Source organism: Xanthomonas sp. PPL134 (genome assembly GCF_040595915.1).
Taxonomy (GTDB): Bacteria; Pseudomonadota; Gammaproteobacteria; order Xanthomonadales; family Xanthomonadaceae; genus Xanthomonas_A; species Xanthomonas_A indica.
Genome location: NZ_JAMDLL010000011.1, coordinates 85,906 through 104,972, shown reverse-complemented (window position 1 = coordinate 104,972; position 19,067 = coordinate 85,906). Strand labels below are relative to the sequence as shown.

General features: G+C 71.2%; 16 protein-coding genes. 6 read left to right on the top strand and 10 right to left on the bottom strand.

What is annotated here, in order from left to right:
* Window positions 1–393 precede the first annotated feature (393 nt).
* Window positions 394–1,641 carry an efflux RND transporter periplasmic adaptor subunit gene (locus M3U25_RS17225; RefSeq protein WP_355502585.1) on the bottom strand — a complete coding sequence of 416 codons (1,248 nt, stop codon included), beginning with the start codon at window positions 1,639–1,641 and terminating at the stop codon, window positions 394–396.
* Between the two features lie 247 nt (window positions 1,642–1,888).
* Between M3U25_RS17225 and M3U25_RS17220 the strand changes: the two genes are divergently transcribed.
* The 5 genes from M3U25_RS17220 (at window position 1,889) to M3U25_RS17200 (ending at window position 7,326) form a co-directional block, all read left to right on the top strand.
* Window positions 1,889–2,791 (top strand): ABC transporter ATP-binding protein, encoded by a 903-nt coding sequence (locus tag M3U25_RS17220; RefSeq protein WP_355502588.1) that lies wholly within the window; start codon window positions 1,889–1,891, stop codon window positions 2,789–2,791.
* Window positions 2,788–3,573 carry an ABC transporter permease gene (locus M3U25_RS17215; protein WP_355502591.1) on the top strand — a complete coding sequence of 262 codons (786 nt, stop codon included), beginning with the start codon at window positions 2,788–2,790 and terminating at the stop codon, window positions 3,571–3,573. Before M3U25_RS17220 ends, M3U25_RS17215 begins: the two co-directional genes overlap by 4 nt.
* A 100-nt stretch (window positions 3,574–3,673) precedes the next feature.
* Window positions 3,674–4,876 carry a sensor histidine kinase gene (locus M3U25_RS17210; protein WP_355502594.1) on the top strand — a complete coding sequence of 401 codons (1,203 nt, stop codon included), beginning with the start codon at window positions 3,674–3,676 and terminating at the stop codon, window positions 4,874–4,876.
* A gap of 52 nt (window positions 4,877–4,928) precedes the next feature.
* Window positions 4,929–5,531 carry a response regulator transcription factor gene (locus M3U25_RS17205; protein WP_242160176.1) on the top strand — a complete coding sequence of 201 codons (603 nt, stop codon included), beginning with the start codon at window positions 4,929–4,931 and terminating at the stop codon, window positions 5,529–5,531.
* Between the two features lie 103 nt (window positions 5,532–5,634).
* Window positions 5,635–7,326 carry a diguanylate cyclase gene (locus tag M3U25_RS17200; RefSeq protein WP_355502597.1) on the top strand — a complete coding sequence of 564 codons (1,692 nt, stop codon included), beginning with the start codon at window positions 5,635–5,637 and terminating at the stop codon, window positions 7,324–7,326.
* Between the two features lie 59 nt (window positions 7,327–7,385).
* Here M3U25_RS17200 and fhuE read toward each other — a convergent pair whose 3' ends face one another.
* The 3 genes from fhuE to M3U25_RS17185 form a co-directional block, all read right to left on the bottom strand.
* Window positions 7,386–9,551: a ferric-rhodotorulic acid/ferric-coprogen receptor FhuE gene (gene fhuE / locus M3U25_RS17195; protein WP_242160178.1), complete on the bottom strand. Its 2,166-nt coding sequence runs from the start codon at window positions 9,549–9,551 to the stop codon at window positions 7,386–7,388.
* Window positions 9,552–9,904: 353 nt separating this feature from the next.
* Window positions 9,905–10,471 carry a cytochrome b gene (locus tag M3U25_RS17190; RefSeq protein WP_355502601.1) on the bottom strand — a complete coding sequence of 189 codons (567 nt, stop codon included), beginning with the start codon at window positions 10,469–10,471 and terminating at the stop codon, window positions 9,905–9,907.
* Window positions 10,468–11,565: a catalase family peroxidase gene (locus M3U25_RS17185; protein WP_355502604.1), complete on the bottom strand. Its 1,098-nt coding sequence runs from the start codon at window positions 11,563–11,565 to the stop codon at window positions 10,468–10,470. Before M3U25_RS17185 ends, M3U25_RS17190 begins: the two co-directional genes overlap by 4 nt.
* A gap of 211 nt (window positions 11,566–11,776) precedes the next feature.
* Here M3U25_RS17185 and M3U25_RS17180 point away from each other — a divergent pair, with 211 nt between their 5' ends.
* Window positions 11,777–12,727, top strand: a complete 951-nt coding sequence (locus M3U25_RS17180; RefSeq protein WP_355502607.1) for a calcium/sodium antiporter — start codon at window positions 11,777–11,779, stop codon at window positions 12,725–12,727.
* 71 nt (window positions 12,728–12,798) lie between these two features.
* Here M3U25_RS17180 and M3U25_RS17175 read toward each other — a convergent pair whose 3' ends face one another.
* From M3U25_RS17175 to M3U25_RS17150, 6 genes are read right to left on the bottom strand one after another with little or no spacing between them, the layout of a single operon-like run.
* A complete protein-coding gene (locus M3U25_RS17175) occupies window positions 12,799–13,170 on the bottom strand; it encodes a Na+/H+ antiporter subunit G (RefSeq protein WP_355502610.1) in 372 nt (123 codons plus the stop codon).
* Complete coding sequence (locus tag M3U25_RS17170) at window positions 13,167–13,451, bottom strand: K+/H+ antiporter subunit F (RefSeq protein ID WP_019797516.1); 285 nt, start codon at window positions 13,449–13,451, stop codon at window positions 13,167–13,169. Before M3U25_RS17170 ends, M3U25_RS17175 begins: the two co-directional genes overlap by 4 nt.
* Window positions 13,448–13,951: a Na+/H+ antiporter subunit E gene (locus M3U25_RS17165; protein ID WP_355502613.1), complete on the bottom strand. Its 504-nt coding sequence runs from the start codon at window positions 13,949–13,951 to the stop codon at window positions 13,448–13,450. Before M3U25_RS17165 ends, M3U25_RS17170 begins: the two co-directional genes overlap by 4 nt.
* A 1-nt stretch (window position 13,952) precedes the next feature.
* Window positions 13,953–15,515, bottom strand: coding sequence for a monovalent cation/H+ antiporter subunit D (locus M3U25_RS17160; protein WP_355502616.1), 1,563 nt, complete (start codon window positions 15,513–15,515; stop codon window positions 13,953–13,955).
* Window positions 15,512–15,877: a Na+/H+ antiporter subunit C gene (locus tag M3U25_RS17155; protein ID WP_355502619.1), complete on the bottom strand. Its 366-nt coding sequence runs from the start codon at window positions 15,875–15,877 to the stop codon at window positions 15,512–15,514. Before M3U25_RS17155 ends, M3U25_RS17160 begins: the two co-directional genes overlap by 4 nt.
* The gene (locus M3U25_RS17150) at window positions 15,877–18,708 is read right to left on the bottom strand and encodes a monovalent cation/H+ antiporter subunit A (RefSeq protein WP_355502622.1); all 2,832 of its coding nucleotides are present in this window, start codon (window positions 18,706–18,708) and stop codon (window positions 15,877–15,879) included. The genes M3U25_RS17155 and M3U25_RS17150 overlap by 1 nt, the downstream gene beginning before the upstream one ends.
* Window positions 18,709–19,067 lie beyond the last annotated feature (359 nt).

Below are 19,067 nucleotides of genomic sequence, written 5' to 3'. Positions count from 1 at the left end.
TGCGCGCTCCGGGTCCGCGGATGCACCGGGGATTCGCGGAAGGGGCATCCTGCCCCTGCCGCGAACGGCGCACATCCCTGTGCGCCGCCCTTCGGGTGTTTCCCCGGTCCATCCGCCGCTGCGGAAGGGAACCCGGTAAGTCAAAAGCAAGAGCAACGGCAACGGCGGTGAAGCAACAGCAGAAGCAACAGCAACGGCGTCACTCGGGTACTCGTTTCCCCATGGCAATTGCGCCGCGGGGATCGGGAAAGCAGAAACAAGCACTGCAACAGCAACTGCAAGAACTGGAGCTTGAGCGATTCGACTGCGGCAGGCTCAGCGGAAACTGACTACATCAGACAGCTGCGACGTCGAGGCGCTGGTGCAGTGCGTAGCGCGCCCTTGTGCGTAGCGCTACTGCGCCGCGGCCTCCACCGTCTTCACCTGCATCCCGGCATGCAAGGCCTCCGGCGGATCCAGCACCACCGTGTCGCCGGCGGCCAGGCCGGACAGCACCTGGCGGTCGTCGCCCAGGGCGATACCGGTCTTCAGCGCACGCTGCTCGACCGTGTTGTCCTCCTTCACCGCGAACGCCACGTCCTGGCCGGCACGCTTGACGATCGCCGCGCCCGGTACCCGCACGCCCTGCGGCGTGTGTTGCGCCTGCGGCTGCGGTGCCTCCAGGAAGCTGACCCGCACGCCCATCTCCGGCACGATCCGCGCGTCCTTCTGCTTCAGCGCCACCCGCACCTTCACCGTGGCCTTGCCGCGGTCGGCGGAGGGGATGATCGCGATCACCTCGGCCGGGATCTTCCAGTCCGGATACGCGTTGAGCACCGCTTCCACCGGCATGCCCGGCTTGACCCGGCCGATGTAGGACTCGCCCACCTCGACCTCGATTTCCAGCGAATCCATGTCGACGATGGTGCCGATGCCGGTGCGGGTGAAGCCGCCGCCGGCCGACAGCGGCGAGACGATCTCGCCCGGCTGCGCCGCCTTGGCGGTGACCACGCCGGAGAACGGCGCGCGCACGATGGTGTTGTCGACGTTGAGATCGGAGATCGACAGCTGGTTGCCGGCCACCGCCACGTTGCGCTGCGCATTCTGCAACTGCGCACGCAGGGCATCGCGCTGCGCCACCGCCTGCTCGTACTGCGACCGCGAAACCAGTTGCTGGCCGGCAAGGGTCTGCAGCCGCTGCGCGTCGGCATCCGCCTGGCGCACCTGCGCCTGCATGTTGGCCACCAGACTGCGCGCCGCGTCCAGTTGCGAGGCCGACAGCACCCGTTGCGCGTTGGCGTCGATCGGGTCCAGCGTCGCCATCACCTGGCCTTGCTCCACGCGCATGCCTTCCTCGATGCGCACCTCGCGGACCTTGCCGGTGATCTTGGCCGACACCGTGGCCATGCGCCGCGCCACCACGTAGCCGCTGGCGTCCAGCACCGAGGCACTGCTGCTGCCGGGGGCGATCGCCACCACCGCGGCGGTGCGCACCTCCAGCGGCTTGCTGCGGCCGAACAGCAGCCAGGCGCCGGCGCCGATGGCGAGCAGCACCACCAGCAGCACCACGGCGATCCACAGTCCGCGCCGCGACGGCGGCTCGCTCGGCGGCGCCTTGCGGTCGATACGGAGTTCCTTGAGCAGGTCGGAGGAAGTACTCATCGTGTCCTTGAACGAAACGGTCGGCGCGCTGCAGTGTGCGAGTCCCGGGCCGCCGTTGGCATGGCCGGAAGTCACTTTCTGCGATGCGCTGTAGCGGGAGAACGCCGCCCCTCGGCGTGGATCGCAGCATGCGGCAATCGTGCCGGGGCTGCCAGTGACAGATGTCATTCGATGCAGTTGACGCGCCGCACTGGGCGGCGTCCCCGCCGCGGCGCAGCCTAGACACTCCCTGCCACCGGAGTGTCCCATGCCCGACCACGATGCGTTGCCGCTGGCGCAGCTCAGCGGCGTCCACAAGCGCTACGGCGCGCTGCTCGCGCTCGATGGCGTCGACCTGCAGTTGCACCGCGGCCAGCTGCTGGCGTTGCTGGGCGCCAACGGCGCCGGCAAGAGCACCGCGGTGGGCCTGCTGCTCGGGCTGCAGACGCCCGATGCCGGCAGCGTGCGCCTGTGCGGGCAGGACCCGCGCTCGCTGGCGGCACGCCGCCAGGCCGGGGCGATGCTGCAGACCGCCGGGCTGCCGGAGACGCTACGCGTGGGCGAACTGCTGCTGCAGGCGCGGGGTTACTACCCGCGCCCGCGCAGCGTCGCCGATTGCGTGGCGCTGGCCGGGTTGGAAGGACTGATGGCGCGCCGCTACGGCCAGTTGTCCGGCGGCCAGCAGCGGCGCGTGCAGTTCGCGATGGCGATCTGCGGGCGGCCGCAGGTGCTGTTCCTGGACGAGCCCAGCACCGGCCTGGACATCGAGGCGCGGCAAGGCCTGTGGCGGGCGATCCGCGAACTGGTCGCCGACGGCTGCGCGGTGCTGCTGACCACGCACTATCTGGAAGAAGCCGAGGCGCTGGCCGATCGGGTGGCGGTGCTGCAGCGCGGCACGCTGATCGCCGAGGGCAGTGTCGCCGACCTGCGGGCGCGCTTCGAGCAATGCACCATCCGCTGCCGCAGCGCGTTGCCGGCGGCGCAGGTGGCGCAGTGGCCGCAGGTGCGCCGCGCCGACACCCGCGACGGCGTGCTCGAGGTGGTCGCCGAACCGGCCGAACCGGTGGTGGCGCGGTTGCTCGCCAGCGATCCGGCGCTGACGGCGCTGGAAGTTCGCCGCGCCGGCCTCGCCGACGCCTTTCTCGCCATCACCCGTGCGGAGGCCGCATGAACCCGATCGATCTTTCCGTTGTCCCTCCGGCGGCCGCCTGGTCGTTGCGCGACCAGTTCGCGCTGCTGCTGCGCGAGATCCGCTACGAAGTGCTGCGCTGGCTGCGCACGCCGTCGTTCGCCTTGCCGACGCTGCTGTTCCCGCCGCTGTTCTACCTGCTGTTCGGCGTGCTGCTCAATCATGGGCGCCACGACGCGGCGGTGTACCTGATGGCCAGCTACAGCGTGTTCGGGGTGATGGCGCCGGCGTTGTTCGGGTTCGGTGTCGGCCTGGCGCTGGACCGCGAGCGCGGCCTGCTGGCGCTGAAGCGGGCGATGCCGGTGCCGCCGATGGCGCTGCTGCTGGCACGGACCGCGCTGGCGATGGCGTTCGCGCTGGCGATCGGGATATTGCTGCAGGTGCTGGCCGGGTTGCTCGGCGGGGTCATGCTGAGCCCGGGCCAACGACTCTGGCTGCTGCTGGTCGACGTGCTGGGCACGTTGCCGTTCTGCGCGATCGGGCTGGCGCTGGGCGCCTACGCCGGCGGCAGCGGTGCGCCGGCGCTGGTCAACCTGATCTATCTGCCGATGGCGTTCCTGTCGGGGCTGTGGATCCCGCTGCAGTTGCTGCCGGCGTGGCTGACCACGCTGGCGCCGCTGTGGCCGTCCTACCACCTGGGCCAACTGGCGCTGCGCGTGGTCGGGCAGGGCGATGGCCATGGCAGTGCCGGCCACGTCGCCGCGCTGCTGGCGGTGACGGTGGTGTTCTACGCGCTGGCGCAGCGGCGCCTGGGCCGCGGCTGATGGCACGCCGCGTCCATCCCGGCGTCGCCGCGCGGTTCCGCGCGCCGGCGCCTTCGCTAAGCTATGCGCCGCGGCGGCCGTGCCGCCCTGGGAGCCCGACGTGATCGCCTTGCTGCACGCCTCGCCCGACTCGCTGATCGCCCGCCGCATCGGCTGGAGCTCGGCCAAGCCCAGCACCCACTGGTTCGTGTGGCTGTCGCTGGTGTGGTCGATCTGGCTGTTCGTCACTCCGCTGTACGAGCCGTACTACTTCCGCAACTGGTTCCCGCCGACGCTGGCCAGCTACCTGGTGTTCCTGGCCTTGTACTACGTGGCCTACTACCGCCATCGGCGCTACCTGCCCTGGTGCGTGGCGGGCATGGCGGCGCTGGCGTTCGTGGTGCTGCCGTACAACCCCGGTGCGCAGTGCTACATCATCTATGCCTGCGCCTTCCTGGCGTTCTGCTTCGAGCCGAAGCGGGCGGTGGCGGCGATGCTGCTGGTGCTGGCCTCGTTCGCATTGGCCTGGACGCTGCGCGGCTGGTCGCCGCTGTACATGGTCAGCGCGATGGTGGTCGGCCTGTCGGTAGGACTGATGAACATCAGTTTCGAACGCCGTGCGCGCGGCGAGGCGCAACTGCGCCTGAGCCACGAGGAAGTGCGGCGCCTGGCGGCGGTGGCCGAGCGCGAGCGCATCGGCCGCGACCTGCACGACCTGCTCGGCCATACCCTGTCGCTGGTCGCGCTGAAGTCGGACCTGGCCACGCGCCTGCTCGCCCATGACGCGGCCGCGGCGCAGCGCGAGATGGAGGAGGTGGGGCAGGTCGCGCGCGAGGCGCTGGGCCAGGTGCGGCGCGCGGTCAGCGGCATCCGCGCCGCGCAACTGGCGGCGGAGATCGCCGCGGCCAAGCTGCTGCTGGAATCGTCGGGGGTGACCTTCCGCTACCAGGTCGAGGCCTTGCCGCCATGCCCGCAGCTGGAGACGGTGTTCGCGCTGGTGCTGCGCGAGGCCGCCACCAACATCCAGCGCCATGCCCGCGCCAATCACGCGCAGTTGCGGCTGTGGTGCGAGCGCGGCCAGGCCCTGCTGGAACTGCGCGACGACGGCCGCGGCGGCGCGCTGCAGCCGGGCACCGGGCTGAGCAGCATGCGCGAGCGGCTGGAGGCGGTGGGCGGCAGCCTGCGCATCGCCTCCGAGCGTGGCCTGGGCACCTGCCTGGTCGCCGCGGCGCTGTTGCCGCGGGCCGAGGCGGCCGTCGTGCCGGAGGCCGCAACGGCGGCGCGGATGCCCGCCCCGGCCGACCAGGACGCCGCGCTCGGCTGAGCGCCGGCCCGGCCCGGGCACTACAATGGGCCGACAAGGACCGGGGGGTGCCGTGATTCGTTTAGTGCTGGCGGAGGATCAGGCGATGGTGCGCGGTGCGCTGGGCGCACTGCTGGGCCTGGAAGCGGATCTGGACGTGGTCGCCAGCGCGGCCGACGGCGAGGCCGCCTGGCGCGCACTGCAGGCGCAGTCCCCCGACCTGCTGGTCACCGATATCGAGATGCCCGGCCTCAGCGGCCTGGAACTGGCCCAGCGCATCCAGCGCCAGCAGCTGCCGGTACGCGTCATCATCGTCACCACCTTCGCCCGCCCCGGCTTCCTGCGGCGCGCGCTGGACGCCGGGGTCGGCGGCTACCTGCTCAAGGACGCGCCGCCGCAGCGGCTGATCGAGGCGATCCGCCAGGTCCACCGCGGCGGCCGCGCGATCGATCCGGAGCTGGCGCTGGAAGCCTGGTCCGAGGCCGATCCGCTCAACGACCGCGAGCGCCAGGTGCTGCGCCTGGCCGGCGAGGGCGCTTCGGCCGGCGACATTGCCACGCAACTGGGGCTGTCGTCGGGCACGGTGCGCAACTACCTGTCCGAGGCGATCGGCAAGCTCGGGGTCGGCAACCGCATCGAGGCGGCGCGGCTGGCGCGGCAGAAGGGCTGGCTGTGATCCGGCACGTTGTTCGGCCTGGAACTTGCATGGCTCCCTGCGCTTGACTGCGCAGCGCAGTGCAGGGCGCGCGCGGCCTCCCACCCACCCATTGGCCGACGCCATGCCCTCCACCACGATCAACCGCTATGGCGTGCCGCTGGCCTTGCTGCTGCTGTTGGGCATCAGCGGCGGCGTGCTGGTGGGCAGCCAGCGCTTCCTCGCCGATACCGCGGCGGTGCAACGCAGCCACCGGGTGATCGCCGAGATCGACGGCCTGCAGCTCAACCTCGCCGACTGCGACGCCTCCCTGCGCGGTTTCCTGCTGCTGGAAACCCACGAACACCTGGTCGATTTCCAGCAGTGCCAGCGCGCACTGCCGCCGCGGCTGCAACAGCTGGCCACGCTGTTGCAGGACAACCCGGCCCAGCAGCAGCGGCTACAGGAGGTCCGCGCCCAGATCGAGGCACGCATGCGCGACAGCGCGCGCGCCGTGGCCCGCTTCCAGGGCAAGGCGGCGGGCACGCTCAAGCCCGACCCCGAGCGCGCGCGCCGTGGCCGCGCGCTGTCGCAGGCGATCCGCCGCAACACCGACACCATGGTGCGCAGCGAGCGCGCGGCGCTGGCCGGCAGTGCCCGCTCCACCGCCGCCAACGCCGACCTGCTGCGCCGGCTGGCAGTGGTCGGCATCCCGGCGGTGTGTGTGCTGACCCTGGTGCTGTACCTGCTGCTGCGCCGCGAGATCGGCCGCCGCAGCCAGGCCGAGCAGCGCGGCCACCAGGCCAACGCGCTGCTGGTGGGCACGGTGCAGCAGATGCAGCGCACCGAACAGGATCTGCGCACGCTCAACCGCTGCAGCCGCGGACTGCAGAGTTGCATGCAGCCGGACGAGGCGGTAGAGGTCGCACGGCAGGCGCTGGAACGCCTGCTCGGCGACGCCGGCTGCAGCGTGTACTGCACCGACGCGACGGGCGAGCAGGCGGTCTGCGTCGCACAGTGGGGCGAGGATGCGGTGTGCGCGCCGACGCTGTCGCTCAACGGCTGCGAAGGCCTGCGCAGCCGCGCCACCCAGATCCAGCGGCCTGGCGCCGCGCCGGCCTGTGCCCACGCCGCCGGCGCGGTGCGGCATGGCACCTGCGTGCCGATGGTGGTGCAGGGCGAGCCGCTGGGCCTGATCCATCTGTCCAGCCGCGACCCGGCCGTGCTCGAGCGCCTGCCGCTGGTCGAGGTGGTGGCCGAACAACTGGCGATGGCGCTGCACAACCTGCAGTTGCGCCAGCGCCTGCGCATGCAGTCGATCCGCGATCCGCTGACTGGGCTGTACAACCGCCGCTACCTGGAAGAATCGCTGCTGCGCGAGCTGGCCCGCTGCGAGCGCCGCGAGCAGCCGCTGGCGCTGATGATGCTGGACCTGGACCACTTCAAGGCGCTCAACGACCGCCTCGGCCATGCCGGCGGCGATGCCTTGCTGGCGGCGTTCGGCCAATTGCTGGCCGGGTTGGTGCGGCCGGAGGACATCGCCTGCCGCTACGGTGGCGAAGAGTTCACGGTGATCCTGCCCGGCGCCGCCGCCGACGTGGCGCAGCGCCGCGCCGAGCAGATCCGCGCCGCGGTGGCGGACCTGCGGGTGCAGCACCAGGGCCAGGCGCTGCCGCCGGTGACCGTGTCGATCGGCGTGGCCGCCTACCCGGACCACGGCCGCAGCACTGAGGACCTGCTGCGCTGCGCGGACGCGGCGCTGTACCGCGGCAAGCGCAGCGGCCGCAACCGCGTCGCCGCCGCTGGCGACGCGCCGCTGCGCGCCGTCGAGGCCTAAGCGCCTCCTCCATCGCCACGCATGCCGCGCCGCGGCATGCGTGGGCGTCGGCGGTCGGCTCAGAACGACCAGCTGAAGCTCAGCGTCCCGCTGCGCGGCTCGCCCCAGGCGCCGTAGCCGTAGATCTGCGCGTAGTAGCGCTTGTCCAGCAGGTTGTTGAGGTTGAGCTGCACCGAGAACGCCGGCGACAGGCGGTAGCGCGCGAAGGCGCTGACCAGCGCGTAGCCGCTCTGCTCGAAGCGGCCGTAGGTGGCGTCGACGTAGTAGATGCGGTTCTGCCAGTTGACGCCGCCGCCGAAGGTCAGTTCGCTCAGGCTGCGCGGGGTGTAGCTGCTGTAGAGCTTGAGCGTGGTCTGCGGCAGCTGGCTGTTGATGTCGGCACCGGCGGCATCCTTGGCGACATAGCGCGAGGCGCCGAAGGTGGCGTTCCAGCCCGGCGCCAGTTCGCCGTTCAATTCGAACTCCACGCCGCGGCTGACCGTGCCCTGCGCGGCGATGTAGGCGGTCTCGGTGGTGCCCTGCACGAATCCGCTGGTGGCCTGGGCGACGTTGTCCTGCTCGATGCGGAACACCGACAGCGCGGCGTTGAGGCGGTCGTCGAACCAGGCGCCCTTGACTCCGGCCTCGTAGCTCTTGCCGATCACCGGATCCAGGTAGGCGCCGCTGGCGGTGCGCGCGGTCTGCGGCTGGAAGATGTCGGTGTAGCTGGCATAGACCGACCAGACGTCGTCGAGCGTGTACACCAGGCCGGCATAGGGCGTGGTCTTCTCCTGGTGCAGGACGTAGCCCACCCCGCCCTCGCTGCCGTCTACCTTCCAGTCGGTGTAGCGCGCGCCCACGATCAGCTTCAGCGGATCGGCCAGCGACAGCCGTGCCGCCGCATAGCCGGCCTTCTGGGTGACGGTGCCGCGGCTGAACTCGCTGATCGGCGACCAGGCCGGCTCCGGATACGCGCCGGTCCAGCCCAGGTAGCTGGGCAGCGGCCCGGGGAAGTCGAAGGCGCCGGTGTTTACGTAGCGGCGGCGGTTGTAGCTGACCCCGGCCATCAGTTCGTGCGCGCGCCCGCCCAACTGGAACGGGCCTTCGGCGTAGGCATCCAGGCCGTCGACCTTGCGCCCGATGATGTAGTAGCCCGAGTACGGCACCACGCCGGCGCCGGTCTGCCGGTCGAAGCCGTAGATGGTGTAGTACGGGTAGAACAGCTTGTCGGTGACGTCGGTCTGGTCGTGGGTGGCGTTGAGCTTGAGCTGCCAGCCGTTGCCGAAGCCGTGTTGCAGGGTGGCGAAGGCGCGCTTGCTGGTGGTGTCCCAGAACGTCCAGTCGGCGGCCGGATTGAACCAGCGCGGGTAGTCGGTGCGGCTGCCGTCGGCATACCACAGCGGGAAGCCGCCCCAGGTGACCCCGTCGGAGTGCTTGTTCTGGTAGTCGTAGCCCACGCTCAGCTGCGTGTCCGGGGTCAGGTCGGCATCGATCACCGCATAGCCCAGCGACTTGCGCTGGCTGTAGCGCTGCACGTACGAATCGGTGTCCAGGTAGCTGCCGATCACCCGTGCGCGCACGGTGCCGCTGGCGTTGAGCGGGGTGGTGACGTCGACCGTGGAGCGGGTGCGGCCCCAGCTGCCGGCGCTGACGGTGACGCTGCCGGTCAGTTCGGCGCTGTCGGCGTGCTTGCGGATCAGGTTGACCGAGGCCGAAGGATTGCCGGCGCCGGTGAGCAGGCCGGTGGCGCCGCGCACCACCTCCACGCGGTCGTACAGGGCCAGGTCCAGCGCCGAATCGCCGTAGCTCCAGTTCTGCACCATCGTGGTCGGGATGCCGTCGAACTGGTAGTTGTCGATATAGAAACCGCGCGCGTAGAACTCGAAGCGCTCGCTGTCCGAGCGCGTGCTGGACACGCCGGTGGTGTTCTCCAGCACGTCGATGATGTCGTCCAGGCCCTGATCCTCGATGCGCTGGTGGCTGATGATGCTCACCGATTGCGGGATCTCCCGCGGCGCCAGGGTGAAGCGGGTGCCGGCACTGGTCTTGCGCACGCTGTAGCCCTCGGCGCGCTCGCCCTTGACGCTGATCTTGTCCAGGGTGGTGACGTCGCGCTCGGCATCGTCCGCGCCGTCGTCGGCGGACGCGCTCGGGGTCGCGGCGAACGCCGGCACGGCGGCCAGCAGGCAGGCCACGGCCAGGGCCGAACGGCGCGGAAAACGGCAGGTGGGGGTAACACGTGACATCGCGGACTCCAAGGCAGCAGGCAGGGCCATCGCCGGCGCGGATGCGGCGCCGGGCGACGATCGAGGGTGAGCTGGCTTGGCGTGCGGGCCCGCCCGCCGAGGTGGCGGGCTGCGGGACAACGGCGCTGGCTGGCGCGGCCGCGGCGCCGGATTCCCAGGGGGATACCCGGTGCGCGGGAAGAACAGGGGCGGACGAACGCGCCCGTCCGCCGACAAGTGTACTGGCCGCCCGCAGCCGCGACCATGTCGGCGCCGACACAAACGCTGGGCGCGGCTCGCGCATGGCGCCACCGCGCCAGCCGCTGTGCGCTCAGCTGGCCAGCGTGCGCGGCGCGTGGATGTCGTCGGGTGGACTACCCCTGCTCGCGCCGCGCGTCCGCCGCCGGGCCGCGCGCCATGCTCGAGAACACGCCATCGCGGCGCACCCAGGCATGGAACAGCGCCGCGCACAGGTGCGCCAGCACCGTGGCGAACAGCAGGTAGGCCAGCCAGCCGTGCGCGCTGCGCAGCCCGGCGTACAGCGCCGGGCTGTGCGGGACGATCGGCGGCAACTGCACGCCCGGCCACAGCACGATCGGGTAGCCGCCGGCCGAGAGCATCGACCAGCCCAGCAGCGGCATCGCCAGCATCAGCGCGTACAGCAGCCAGTGCGAGGCGTGCGCGGCCACCTGCTGCCAGCGCGGCAGGTCGGCCGGCAGCGGCGGCGGCCGGTGCCGCAGGCGGTTGCCCAGGCGCACCAGCACCAGCAGCAGGATGGCGATGCCGAGCGGGCGGTGCAGGTCCAGCAGCCAGGGCCGCTGCGACACCGAGGCGACCATGCCCACGCCGACGAACAGCATGGTCAGGATCATCGCCGCCATCAGCCAGTGCAGTACGCGCGCGAGCAGATTGAAGTGCGCGGCGCGATCGTCGCGGTTCATTGCGCACCTCCGTGCGGCGTGCCGGTGGCGTCGGGCGCCTGGCCACGGGCGATCTCGCGCTCGCGGCGGTTGAAGGACTGCGAATACACCGCCGAGCGCGCGGCCAGGATCGGGTCGCCGGAGCCGGCGATGCCGCGCGGCAGGATCAGCGGATCGTAGTTGAGGTCGCGGCACGGCCCGGTGGCCTGCGGCTCGGCATGGTCCAGCACCAGGGTGCCGGCGACCACCTGTTGGCGGTCCTGCGGCCAGGGCTGCGAGGGGTCGTCGACCGGATCGCCGGGTGCGGCCACGGTCAGCACCAGGTCCCAGCGCAGCGGGCCGCGCGCCAGCCGCGCCTGCAGGTCTTCGCTGAGGAAGTCGGCATCGGCCTTGGCGCGTTGCTCGGCCGACAGCGGTGCGAACGGGGTCTGCGGGTGCATCGACCAGCGCACCGCGTGCGTGCTGCCGTCGGCGGCGGTGAAGCGGAACGCGTTGACGCCGTTGTACTGGGTGTTGGCCCAGCTATTCGACCATGGCGCGGTCTTGGCCCATTCCTGGAACTTCTTCGCTTCCGGGTAGCGCTGCAGGAACGCCGCCATCTTCGCCGGGTCCGGCTTGCCGGTGGCCGGGTCCGGGCGCGCGGCCAGGGTCTGCGCCATGAAGCCCTCGGGGCTGGCGACCACGAAGAACGGGAAGCTGTTCATCGCCGTGCGCCACTCCTGGCCGTCGTCGCTGCGCAACTGCAGCGCCATGCTGCGCACGCGGGCGGCGCCGTCGGCGCCATGCGGGTCGCCACCGCCGATCGACAGGCGGCCCAGCACCGGCACCGAGGCCTGTGCGAACACCCGCGCCGAGGACAGCGCGCTGCCCTGGCCGTTGCCCTCGAAATAGCCGCTGACGCACACGCCCTTGCTGTGCGCGCGGCGGAAGCCCGGATGCGGCGGGCCGCCGGCTTCGATGGCGTCGGTCATGCGCTGCGCGGTCAGCCGCTGCGGGCCGCCCAGCCAGCCGGCGCTCCAGGCGAAGGCGGCGGCGAGCACCGCGGCGATCGTGGCGATGGCGGCCAGTGCCGGCCAGGGCCGCCGGCGCGGCGGCGTGGAATCGGGACGGGACATGGGGCGGCTCCTGTGGCGAAGGCGAAGGGAGGGACGCGGTCGGGCGCGCGACAGGCGCTAGCAGACACGGTCGGGCATGAACGCGGTGCAGTCGTGGCGGGCCGCGCGCGGCCGGCGGCCGCAGCGTGCCATGAGCGGCGGCGGCACGACCACGGCGGCATCATCGACCCTGCGCATAGAATCGCCGCATCTTGCGGGTAGGGAGTCGGCGATGGCCGGTGCGATCGGGTGGGTGCTGGTGGGGCTGGCGTTCCTCGCGCTGGGCGGGGATTCGATCGTGAAGGCCGCCTCCGGCCTGGCGCAGCGCTGCGGCGCCTCGCCGTTCGTGGCCGGGTTGCTGCTGGTGGCCTTCGGCACCTCGTTGCCGGAACTGGCGGTCAATGCGAGCGCCTACGCAGCCGGCGCGCAGGACCTGGCGCTGGGCAACGCGGTCGGCAGCAACCTGGCCAATCTCGGCCTGACCCTGGGCCTGGCCGCGCTGGCGGCGCCGCTGCTGCTGCGCACGCGCCTGCTGCCGCCGCTGCTGGTGCTGCTGACCCTGGCGACGCTGGCGCTGATCGGCTTCGGCCTGGATGGCGCGATCTCGCGCGCCGAAGGCGTGGCGCTGCTGCTGGCCTTCGTCGGCGTGGTCGCCTTCCTGCTGCTGCGCGCGCGCCACGAGCCGGCCGCGCGCCAGCTCGGCGTGTCCGGCTACGCGGTGACCCGGACCGGACTGGTGCTGAACCTGCTGCGCCTGCTGATCGCCCTGGTGCTGTTGAACGCCGGCGCCAATCTGGTGGTGGAGCACGCGCCGCGGCTGGGCGCGGCCTGGGGCCTGTCGCCGTTGCTGGTCGGCCTGCTGCCGGTGGCCATCGGTACCGCGCTGCCGGAAGCGGCCGCCGCGGTGGCCGCCGCGCGCCGTGGCCAGGGCGACATGGTGGTCGGCCACGTGCTGGGCTCGAGCCTGTTCAACCTGCTGGTGGTGATCGGCGGCATGGCGGCGCTGCGGCCGCTGCCGTTGCCGGCCTCGTTCGTGCGGCTGGAACTGCCGGCGGCGATCGCGCTGGCGGTGGTGCTGTACCCGATGCTGCGCGGCGACATGCGGCTGAGCCGCGGCGAGGGTGCGGTGCTGCTGGTGGCGTTCCTGGCGTGGGTGGGGCTGGAGCTGGCGTTGGTGGCGTGAGTGCCGAGAGTGGGGAATCGGGAATCGGGAATCGGGAATCGGAAAAGCCGCTCCTACGCAGACCCGCGCGCTCAGCGCTCGTCCGGCTGTTCCGGCGGCGGCAGCCCTTCCTGCTCGGCATGGTCGCTGCCCGGCACCTGCGGGCGTTGCTCCAGCATCAGCGACAGCGCCGCCTTGGCCATCATGTGCGCGCTGATCGGCGCGGTGATGAACAGGAACGCGGTGATCAGCAGCTCGCGCGGCTGCGGGTCCTGGCCCAGGAACAGGTGGTAGCCGACCGAGGCCAGCAGCACGCAGCCCACGCCCAACGTACTGGCCTTGGTCGGCGCGTGCAGGCGCTTGAAGAAGTCCGACAGCTTCACCAGCCCCAGCGCGCCGATCAGGATGAAGAAGCAGCCGACGATCAGCAGCAGCGACAGCCCCACCTGCAACACGCCGATCATTCGACGATGTCCCGGCGCAGCACGTACTTGCTCAGCACCACGGTGCTGCCGAAGCCGAGCATGGCGATGATCAGCGCGGCCTCGAAGTACACCGGCGAATCCAGGTACATGCCGAACAGCATCAGCTCGGCGATCGCGGTCACCGACAGCGTGTCCAGCGCCAGGATGCGGTCGGGCACGGTCGGCCCGCGCAGCAGCCGCCACAGCGCCAGCAGCATCGCCAGCGCCACCACGTGCATGCACACCACGATCGTGGTCTCGATGAACATGTGGCTGTTCATGGGAAGATCTCCATCAATGGCGCCTCGTAGCGCGTCTTGATCTGCCGGATCACGGTCTCGGCATCGTCCAGGTGCAGCACGTGCACCAGCAGGTACTTGCGGTCGTCCGACAGCGCCGCCGACACCGTGCCCGGGGTCAGGGTGATCATGCTGGTCAGCGCGGCGATGCCGTGGATGTTGGCGATGTCCAGCGGCACCCAGATGAAGCCGGGGTGGATGCGCTTCTCCGGGCCGAGCACCTGCAGCGCCACCACCACGTTGGAGCGCACGATGTCCCACGCCGCCACGCACAGCATCTTCGGTACCGAGCGCAGCGAGCCGATGCGGGCGAACTCGCGGTCCAGGCGCGCGGCGAACAGCGGCACCGCCACGCCCAGCACCGCCCCCAGCAGCAGCTGGCCGAGGCTGAAGCTGTCGCTCATCAGCAGCCAGAACGCGATGACGGTCAGACTCAGCGGCCAGGACGGGAACAGGCGGCGCGGCCAGGGACGGGCGGACATGTCAGGGCTCCCGCAGGATCGGCGCGGTGGCGCGCAGTTGGGTGGTGTAGTCGGCCGGGCGCAGCAGTTGCGCGGCGGCGGCTTCGCTGTAGCGCAGCAGCGGCCCGGCGGCCACGGTCATCGCCACGCCGTAGCCGAGCAGCAGCACGGTGGCGGCGGTTTCCAGCGGCCGCGCCGGCGCCTTGCGCGGCGCCGGGCGCGGCAGCTCGACGGTGCCGTCCTCGGCTGCCTCCTGGTCGCCGGGCACGCGCCAGAACAGGCGCACGCCGCCGCGGGTCAGGCCCATGATCACCATCAGGCTGCTGAGCAGCACGGCGGCCCACACCGGCGCGGTCAGCCCGCCCGGGGTCGCGCTGAGGATCGCCACCTTGGCCAGGAAGCCGGACAGCGGCGGCAGCCCGGCCACCGAGATCGCCGCGATCAGGAACAGCACGCCGGGCACGGTCTTGCCCGGCAGCGGCGCGATGATCTCCTTGCGGTCGCTGGCGCCGCCGCGGCGACGCCGGATCAGGTCGGCGATCATGAACAGTGCCGCGGCGACGAAGCTGCTGTGCGCCAGGTAGTACAGCCCGGCGCCGAGCGTGCCCGGCGCGTCCAGGGCGAAGGCCACGAACAGCGTCGCCGCCGACACGATCACCAGGTAGCCGATCAGCACCCGCAGGCGCACCGCCGCCAGCACCCCCAGCGCGGCCAGCAGCAACGTCGCCAGGCCCAGCCACAGCAGCCAGTCGCGGCCGTAGCCGTCCAGCGCCTGCGCCTGGCTACCGAGGATCAGCGTGCTCACCCGCAGCACCGCATACAGGCCGACCTTGGTCATGATCACGAACAGCGCCGCCACTGGCGCCGGCGCGCGCGCATAGGTCTCCGGCAGCCACAGGTAGAGTGGCAGCAGCGCGGCCTTGGCGCAGAACACCAGCAGCAACAGGCCGAACGCGGCCTTGATCAGCGCCACGTTCTGCGGTGGCGCCTGCGCCACGCGCTGCGACAGCTCGGCCATGTTCAGCGAGCCGAGCAGCGCGTACAGCAGGCCCAGCGCGATCAGGAACACGGTGGAGGAGGTGACGTTGAACACCACGTAGTGGAAGCCCACGCGCAGGCGCAGGCTGCGCCCGCCGCTGAGCAGCAGGCCGTAGGAGGCGATCAGCATCACCTCGAAGAACACGAACAGGTTGAACACGTCGCCGGTCAGGAACGCGCCGTTGAGGCCGACCAGCTGGAACTGGAACAGCGCATGGAAATGCGGCGCGCGGCGGTCCCAACCGGCGCAGGCGTGCAGCAGGCAGGCGCCGGCGAGCAGGGTGGTGGTCGCCAGCATCCACGCCGACAGGCGATCGGCCATCAGCACGATGCCCAGCCGCGAGGGCCAGTCGCCGAGCAGGTAGGCGTGGACCTGCCCATCGCTCACCTGCACGCACAGCGCCAGCACCGCCGCGGCCAGCGCCGCCATCGCGGTCCAGGCGACCACGCGGCGCACCTTGCGGCCATAGCGGCGGTGCTCCACGAACAGCGACAGCGCCGCGCCGAGCAAGGGGATCAGGATCGGCAGGATCAGCAGATGGGTCATGGCGCGTCCCCGTCGGCGGGATCGGGGTCCGGGCGCGCATCGACGTGGTCACTGTGGTTGTCGCCGCGGCTGCGCATCGCCAGCACGATGCTGACCGCGGTCATCGCGAAGGCGATCACGATCGCGGTCAGCACCAGCGCCTGCGGCAGCGGATCGGCGTGCTCGGCCAGGGTCGGGGCGATGCCGTCGCGCAGTACCGGCGCCTTGCCCTGCACCAGCCGGCCGCCGGCGAAGATCAGCAGGTTGGTGGCGTAGGACAGCACGGTCATGCCCAGGATCACGTCGAAGCTGCGCGCGCGCAGCAGCAGGTACACGCCGACCGCCGTCAGCACTCCGATCGCGCTCGCCAGTGCCAGTTCCATCAGGGCATCTCCCCGGTGATGGCCGACCGCCGCGTCGGATCGATCTGCCCGCGCTGCGAATCGCGGGTGCGCGAAGGCTTGATCGTGCCCATCATCGACAGGGTCAGCATGGTGCCGCCGAACACCACCAGGTACACGCCGGTATCGAAGATCAGCGCGCTGGCCAGCGGCACGCTGCCGATCAGCGGCACGTCCAGGTCGAGATGGCCGCTGGTCAGGAACGGCACGCCGAACAGCATCGAGGCCATGCCGCCGAGCGTGGCCAGCAGCAGGCCCAGGCCGATGCAGCGGATGTAGTCGAAGCCGAAGCGCGACTCCACCGAGGCCGCGCCCTGGATCACGTACTGCATCAGCAGCGGCACCGCCAGCACCAGCCCGGCGATGAAGCCGCCGCCGGGCGCGTTGTGGCCGCGCAGGAACAGGAAGATCGACACGGTCATGGTCAGCGGGAACATCAGCTGCGCCAGGTCGGCCGGTACCGGCAGTTTGATCGGCGGCCCGGGCATGACCTTCTCCGGCGCCATCCGCGCGCGCCGCAGCAGCGCGTGCACCACCAGCGCGGCGATGCCGAACACGGTGATCTCACCGAAGGTATCGAAGCCGCGGAAGTCCACCAGGATCACGTTGACCACGTTGCGGCCATAGGCCTCCGGCAGCGCGCGCTGCAGCAGTTCGTCGGCCATGGTCGTCGCCGGCCGGGTCATCACCGAATACGCCAACAGCGCCATGCCGCCGCCGGCGGCGATCGCCAGGGCCGCATCGCGCCAACGCCGCCAGCGCCGGGGCTCCGGTGGCGAGGCCTTGGGCAGGTAGTTCATGCCCAGCAGCATCAGCACCAGGGTGACCATCTCCACCAGCAACTGGGTCAGCGCCAGGTCCGGCGCCGACAGGAACACGAACACCAGGCTCACGCCCAGCCCGCTGCCACCCAGCACCAGCACCGCCAGCAGCCGTTGCCGATACAGGAACAGCGTGGACAGCGCGCAACTGAGGATCAGCAGCCACAGGCCCCAGCCCAGCAGCGGCATCCCCTGCGGCGCCGGCCACTGCTGCCACAGCGGCGCCGCGCGTAGCAGCGGCGCGGCGGCCACCACCACCGCGGCCAGCACCAGCCAGCGCAGGCTGCGCTGCAGGCTGCCGTTGGCGAGCACGCGGGTGAAGCGCGCAGCCAGACCGAACAGGGTCTGCACGTGCCAGTGGAACACGCGCTTGCCCAGCGAGCGGCGCACTTCGGTATACAGCGCGGTCAGCCGGCGCAGGCCGAAATACAGCGCCACGCCGCCGACCACGCCGGCGATGCTCATCGCCAGCGGCGCGTTCCAGCCGTGCCACACCGCCAGGCTGTAGTCGGGCAGGGCATCGCCGAGGATCGCGCCGGCGGCGGCGCGCAGCACCGGCGCCACGGTCAGCGCCGGCACGATGCCGACCGCCACGCACACCAGCACCAGGATCTCCACCGGAATCTTCATCCAGCGCGGTGGCTCGTGCGGCATCGTGTCCAGGTCGCGCGGGCCGCGGCCGAAGAAGGTCTCGTAGACGAAGCGCAGGCTGTAGGCCACGCCGAACACGCCGGCCAGCAGTGCCGAAGTTGCCGTGAACACGCGCATCGCCGCCGGGCCGTCGGCGCCCAGCGCCTCGGCGAAGAACATCTCCTTGGACAGGAAGCCGTTGAGCAGCGGGATGCCGGCCATCGACAGCGAGGCGGTGATCGCCAGCGCGCTGGTGATCGGCATCCAGCGGCGCAGGTTGCCGAGCCGGCGCATGTCGCGGGTGTGGGTCTCGTGGTCGATGATGCCGGCGGCCATGAACAGCGAGGCCTTGAACACCGCGTGGTTGAGGATGTGGAACACGCCGGCCACCACCGCCATCGGCGTGGACAGCCCGAACAGCATGGTGATCAGGCCCAGGTGCGAGATCGTCGAATACGCCAGCAGGCCCTTGAGATCGTGCTGGAAGATCGCGAACCAGGCGCCGGTGAGCAGGGTGATCGCGCCGATGCCGCTGACCGTGTAGAAGAACAGGTCGCTGCCGGCCAGCGCCGGATGCAGCCGCGCCAGCAGGAACACGCCGGCCTTCACCATCGTCGCCGAGTGCAGGTACGCCGACACCGGGGTGGGCGCGGCCATCGCGTGCGGCAACCAGAAGTGGAACGGGAACTGCGCGCTCTTGGTGAAGATGCCGAGCAGGATCAGCCCCAGCGCCCACGGATACAGCGCACTGGCGCGGATCACGTCGCCGGCGGCGAGCACCGCGTCGAGTTGGTAGCTGCCGACGATGCGCCCGAGCAGCAGCACGCCGCCCAGCAACGCCAGGCCGCCGCCGCCGGTGATCACCAGCGCCATGCGCGCGCCGTCGCGCGCGTCCTGGCGGTGCGACCAGAAGCCGATCAGCAGGAACGAACTGATGCTGGTGAGTTCCCAGAACACCATCAGCAGCAACAGATTGCCGGCGATCACCATGCCCAGCATCGCGCCCATGAACAGCAGCAGGCAGCCATAGAAGCGCGCCGCGTTCTCGCGCGCGCTCAGGTAATAGTGCGCGTACATCACCACCAGCGCGCCGATCGCCAGGACCAGGCCGGCGAACATCCAGGCCAGCCCGTCCAGGCGCAGCGAGAACTGCAGGCCGATCTGCGGCAGCCAGGCGTGGTCGGCGCGAACGATGCCGCCTTCGAGCACCGTGGGCGTCAGCGCGCCGAGCACCGCCAGTCCCGCCAACGGCGCCAGCGCCGCGGCCCAGGCCAGGGTGGCGCGCGAGCGGTGGCGCAGGGCAACCACGGCCACTGCCATCAGAAACGGCAAGGCCAGCAGGAGGTCGAGGGCTGGGATCATGCAGGGAATACGAGATTCGCGAGCAGGAGCCCGAGTGTAACAGGCGCATCACGGCGGTGGCCGGCGCGGGAACGGAAGGCGTGCACGGGCATGTCGACAGCGTAGCTGCGGGCAAGTGACGCGCTTGCGAGTGCGCGTGACGTGGGTAATGTCGCAGGTCGGCGCTGCACGCGTGCGCCTGGCATGTGGCGCGTGCGTGCCAGGTTGGGGTGCGTTCTGCAGTACAGCGGCGTCGCCTTCGATGCGGGCGACGCTGCGCGCGGCACGGGCCAGGTCGGCGGTCGGCATGGCGATCGGCGGCGGCTGCACATGTCTGCGCCGCGCCTTGCCGTCGCCACCGGCCGTAGCGTGCCGATCGG